The 1162-nt window shown below is 38.0% G+C and carries 1 protein-coding gene; it reads left to right on the top strand.

The annotated features are described in order from the left end of the window. Positions 1-1092, top strand: a 1092-nt coding sequence (locus tag IBX42_RS12545; RefSeq protein WP_365943761.1) for a hypothetical protein, incomplete at its 5' end; no start/stop codon positions are given. Between the last annotated feature and the right edge of the window lie 70 nt (positions 1093-1162).

Below are 1162 nucleotides of genomic sequence, written 5' to 3'. Positions count from 1 at the left end.
AGAAAGAGAAAAATGAACAATAAAACAGTACATCACCTATCACATACAGATCTTGACGGATATAGCTGCCAGCTTGTAATGAAGCAGACTCCATATACGCTTTTTAACTATAACGCAAACTACGGGGCAGAGGTAAAACAGACATTAGAGTTGGTTTTACAAAATATTAAAAAGGATGATAAAAGTGCCACTATTTTAATAACTGACCTTAATTTAAATGCGGATGAAGCAAAGTGGCTGCACAACGAAGTCACTAAACTAAATGAAAATAAAAAAGATGTAACGCTTACTCTTCTTGACCACCACGGAAGCGGGGAAGAGAGCGCTAAAAAATATGATTGGTACTATTTAGATACCTTAAGATGCGCTACAAAAATAACATACGACTACGCAAAAGAGCACTTTGAGCTTAATGAGCCTGCATGGATGGAGAAGTTTGTAAATATTGTCAATGCCGTTGATTTGTGGAAGATGGAAGAGAGAGATAACTTTGAGTACGGAAAGGTCTGTATGCGTCTTGTCTCAGATATGAGAGAGCTTAACAAAGTTATGTTTGCACAAGCAGACAACAACTACAAACTCTCTTTGCTTCTTGAAGCCGTAAAGTATATCGATGAGGAAAATGCTCCTATAGTGCTAGATGAGAATATCCATAAGATAAAAAAAGATTTTTTCAAAAAAAATCATGATAACACGCTCGATAATCTTGCAGCAGAATATATAATTGAACTTCTGGGCAAAGCTAGAGATGAGAAAACCATCTACTATAAAGGCTACAGAGGATATTTAAGCTACGGAGTCGGAAATACCTCCATCATAGGAAACAGCTTTTTGCTGACATACCCGGAGTATGACTTTATAGTTGATGTCAGCTACAGAGGAACTCTTAGCATAAGAGCAAATAATGGCGTAAATGTCGCGCTTATCTCAAAAGAGTGGACAGGCGGCGGCGGACATCCAAATGCAGCAGGTGGACGCATTGTAGGCTTTAAAGAGCAGTACAGATACGACAAGGTAAAAGCTCAGATTGAGAAGATTATCAACGAAAAAGAGTCTGTAGCCGGAGAGCTTGAGTACAAAAAAGAGTACTGATTTAAAATTTAATTGTTGGCGAAGTATCTCTCGATACCGTCAGCCAAACCAAGAGCCATTGTATTTAAAT

This window comes from Sulfurimonas sp. (assembly GCF_014859695.1).
Taxonomy (GTDB): Bacteria; Campylobacterota; Campylobacteria; order Campylobacterales; family Sulfurimonadaceae; genus Sulfurimonas.
The sequence above is the reverse complement of the archived record's forward strand: the minus strand, read 5'-3'. Positions and strand labels throughout refer to the sequence as shown.